The 3,449-nt window shown below is 69.7% G+C and carries 2 protein-coding genes; both read right to left on the reverse strand.

Going from position 1 to position 3,449, the window contains the following annotated elements; all coding sequences use genetic code 11:
- Positions 1 to 98: 98 nt before the first annotated feature.
- On the reverse strand, positions 99 to 2,213 hold the full coding sequence (locus FH715_RS27940) for a site-specific integrase (protein ID WP_139650298.1): 2,115 nt from the start codon (positions 2,211 to 2,213) through the stop codon (positions 99 to 101).
- The gene (locus tag FH715_RS27945) at positions 2,210 to 3,346 is read right to left on the reverse strand and encodes a tyrosine-type recombinase/integrase (protein WP_246109035.1); all 1,137 of its coding nucleotides are present in this window, start codon (positions 3,344 to 3,346) and stop codon (positions 2,210 to 2,212) included. Before FH715_RS27945 ends, FH715_RS27940 begins: the two co-directional genes overlap by 4 nt.
- Positions 3,347 to 3,449 lie beyond the last annotated feature (103 nt).

Genomic DNA, 3,449 nt, shown 5'->3' on the forward strand with positions numbered 1-3,449 from the left:
CGTCGAACAAGCGAGAGCAGTTTGTGAGTCATGCTCGCAAGGCCATCGATGTGTGAGCGTGAGATTGAGTATTGCTCGAGCCATGCGCGCAGAACCGCTCAGCAGTGATCGTCGGGGCCGGGTTCGGTGCTCTCGCCGAGGTCGGCGAGGAGGCCGCGGATCCGGTCGGCGATGGCGTTGTGTCGTTCGACCTCGCGGGGCCAGCCGCGTTCGACGGCGTCCTGGGCGAGCTGCTGCTCGCGGGTGAGGCGGGCCCGCAGGCGCGGGGCGTACTCACTGGTGGTGAGGAACTTCGAGCAGCGCAGGTAGAGGTCGCACTCGCAGGGGCCTTCGGCGGGTGCCCGCAGGCAGTGGCCGAGTTCGAGTTCGGTCTTGAAGAAGTTGGTCTTGAGCCAGTTCAGGGTGTCCTCGCCGATCCGGCTGGTCAGCAGCTCCTCGGCGGCCGGTCCCGCGATCCGTCCGCCGGCGGCGATGACCTTCTCGTACTGCTCCTTCAGGACGGGGTCGCTGATGTGGGAGTAGGTGGCCGACATCTGCGCGTTGCGGTGCCCGAGGATCGCCATGATGGTCTGGATCTGGGCGCCGCCTTCGGCGAGCTGGGTGCCGACCGTGTGGCGAAACCGGTGGGCGGTCACGGTGGGGTTGCCGTCGCCGTCGACGAGTCCGGCCTTGCGGCAGGCGATCTCCAGGGCGTCTTCGTAGAGGAAGTGCCGGCCCATGGGCTTGCCCCGTCGCATGAACACGTAGCGGACCGGCCGCTGGGCCCATGCGTCGTGGCGGGCCGCGGCGTTCGCGGCCTTGGCCGCGTTGATGAGGTCGCGCAGGGCGTCCGCCGCCTGGGGGTGCAGGGGGACCATGCGTTCGGTGTAGGTCTTGCCGACCGGGATCCGCAGCCGTGGATAGCCGTCGGGGTAGGCGTCCAGGCAGTCCAGGGTCAGCCGTGCGATCTCCCCGCGCCGGGCACCGCTCCAGCGCAGCAGAAGCAGAGCGGCTCGTTGGTGCGGGTCTTCGAGTTCTTCGACCGCCTCCATGAGGCGGTCCAGCTCGGCCCGGGGGATAAACCGCGGCAGCGCGGAGGGGAGTTTGGGCATGTCCGATCGGCCGAGGAGTGGTCGGCCTGGGACATCGCTCCAGCCCCATTGGCTGGTCTCGCGGAAGAACTGAAGCAGTGGGCTGAGGTAGGTGTAGCGGGACCGTGCGGTCAGCGGCCGTCCGGTGCGGGCGTTGGTGTGTTCGTGCAGGTGGGCCATGAAGCCCTCGATGTGCCGACGCTCCAGCTGGGTCATCGCGTCGATGTTGGGGTGGGCCCGGGCGAGCCAGCGCAGGAAGTAGCGGAAGGCGTCGCGTGAGTGGCGGACGGATTCCGCGCGGTCGCTGGTCTGCAACCGGCCCGAGAGCCAGCGCGTCACCGGGGCGGCGAGCGCCGGCGGTGTCTCGGGAGGGGTGAGTTCGGTCCGCCAGCGTTCGGCGGTCTTCAGGCCGTGGAACGGCGGCTCGGGGACCTGTCCGATGTTGAACAGCAGCACATGGACGCCGTGCAGCCTGGTCAGACACGCCTTCTGGTAGATCTCGGCGAGCTGGTCCATGGGCATGCGGCGGCGTGCGTTGGAGACATGGCTGGCCCGCACGAACCCGGCCTCCGGCCGGGCGCAGTAGCGCTTGATCTCTCCGGCGAGCGCGGTGAGGTCGTCGAGGCGGATTGCGCGCAGATCGGGGTTCCCGCGCATCAGGAGAAGGCGGGTGAAGGTCCAGGTGAGGACGGACCGGCCGCTGACGGGCGCATAGCCGAGCTGGAGCATGCGGGCCGAGAGGGAATCGAGGAGATCCAGGTCCAGCCCGAGGCCGGCGGCGACCTTAGGGACGAACAGGCTGTCGAAGTTGCGGCTGAGGACGTAGTCGGCGTCCAGCCGGATGCCGTGCACCAGCGAGAGGTAGGCGAGGTAGGGGCCTGCGTCGTGGGACGGCCCGGTGCGTTTGCCCGGCTCGTGCGCGACGCGTCCGTGCAGGTCCAGGCGGACCAGCAGGGGCTCGGCGAACCAGTCCTCCAGGTCCGGCCAGTGCTTGAGGAAGCGGTTGTAGAAGTAGCGGCGGGACTTGATCGACGCCGGAGCATCGGCGAACGTCGCACGGACCCAGCCGAAGTACTCCTCCCTCGGCGCGTGGCACCGGAGGCGGTCCGGTGCCGGGGCGGGCGCCAGGGCGAGCGCGGTCACTGGTTGTTCTCCAGCGCGCGGGTGTAGTCGGCCAGCACGGCCTCGTCGGAGACGCGGGTGTAAACCTTCGTCGACTCCGGCGAGGCGTGTCCCAATCGCTTCTGCAGCGACAGCTCCCGCATTCCGCCCTCCCACATCGCCGTGGCGTGAGTGTGCCGCAGCGCGTGCGGCGTGGTCTCCGGCGTGCGCAGGCCGAGCTTGTCCAGCCGCCGCGCGAACAACCGCACCACCGCGTCGTAGCCCAGCGGCTCCAGGCGGCGGGTGCCCTTTCCTCCGACCAGGAACACGAACGGGCTGGTCGCATCGAGGGGACGCTCGTGCATCACATAGCGGCTGACCGCCTCCAGGGGGCGAGGCTCGTGCAGGTCCACGACCCGCTCCGTGCGGGACTTGCCGCGGACCCCGCGCGGGTGGTCGTCGCGCTTGCGGACCGTCACCCGGCGGCGGCCGTAGGAGATGTCGTCCAGGTGCAGCGAGAGCACCTCGCCCGGCCGTAGTCCGCCATCCAGCATCAGCAAGAACACCGCCAGGTCCCGCAGTCGCTTCAAGCTGCCGATGAACTGATCCAGCACCGCTTCGTCCACGGGGCGCGGCAGCCGCCGCGGCTGCTTGACCGTCACCGTGCGGCGCATCGGTTGCTGACGGCTCGCGCGGCCCATGAACGGCTGATGCCGGTCCGGCACCCGGGCAAGTGCCGGGTCAAGGCGCTTCTGCATCGGGGAGTCGCCGTCGTACTCCTCGGCGACCACCGCCCAGTCGTAGAAGCTGGCAACCGCGGCCAGGATCCGGTTCACAGTCGCCGGCGCGAGCAGACTGCCCGGCGCCTCCAGACCGCCGACTACGACCGTCAGGCCGAGCCGCTGGGCCGGTCGACGCGAGGGCGCCCGCCGCAGGAACGCCAGCAGCCGCAAGGCATCCGGGCCCCGGAACTCGCGCCAGTCCATGCCCTCAGCAGCAAGAAAAGTGAACAGGCGCCGCAGGTCGTACGCGTACGCGCAGATCGTGTGCGGCGAGAAGCCCCGGTCGACCAGGTGATCCAGGAACCGGCAGGCCGCCGTGTCCTGTTCGCCATCGCCGTCGACCAACCGGACTCGCCGTACGACACCGCCATCGCGTTCCTTGACCACCCGCACACCGGCCTCCCCGAGCCTGCACTCGGACGGCCCAACGAGCCCCGTACCTCCACCGCCACGGCGCCGGTTCAGAGGTCACTCAAAGGTGTCCAGATAAGGAGAT

The sequence above is a fragment of the Streptomyces sedi genome (assembly GCF_006335015.1).
Classification (GTDB): Bacteria; Actinomycetota; Actinomycetes; order Streptomycetales; family Streptomycetaceae; genus Streptomyces; species Streptomyces sedi.